Source organism: Methanococcoides sp. AM1 (assembly GCF_900774055.1).
GTDB lineage: Archaea > Halobacteriota > Methanosarcinia > Methanosarcinales > Methanosarcinaceae > Methanococcoides.
In genome coordinates this window covers 1-460 of the sequence record NZ_CAAGSW010000014.1, presented here as the reverse complement: position 1 = coordinate 460, position 460 = coordinate 1, and the positions used below count along the sequence as shown (strand labels likewise).

Here is a 460-nt window from a genome sequence, read left to right as displayed (position 1 = left end):
AACTTATAGACGCTGTCCCATTACCTCTGTTCTACAAGAATAAAGATGGGATATATCTTGGATGCAACAAGGCATTTGAAGACTTTATAGGAATAAAAAGAGAGGACCTTGTTGGAAGAACTGTTTTTGAATTGGCACCTGAGGATCTTGCACAAATATATTATGAGAAGGACAATGAACTTTTGCAAACAGGTGGAATACAGATATATGAATCAAGGTGCGAATCAACAGATGGGGCAAAACGTAAAGTCATATTCAATAAATCATTGTTCACAGACCTGAATGGAGAGAAAGCCGGCATTGTCGGAGCAATTTTTGATGTGACCGAGATAAAGGAAACTGAGGAAATGCTCAGGAAATACGCAAAGCAACTTGAGAACTCAAATGAGCTAAAAGATATATTTACAGATGTTCTTAGTCATGATCTCCTCAACCATGCAACTGTCATAGATGGATATAC

General features: G+C 37.6%; 1 protein-coding gene. It reads left to right on the top strand.

The features are described 5' to 3' along the window. A partial coding sequence (locus E7X57_RS12195) for a PAS domain S-box protein (RefSeq protein ID WP_135613261.1) occupies nt 1–460 on the top strand: 460 nt, incomplete at both ends.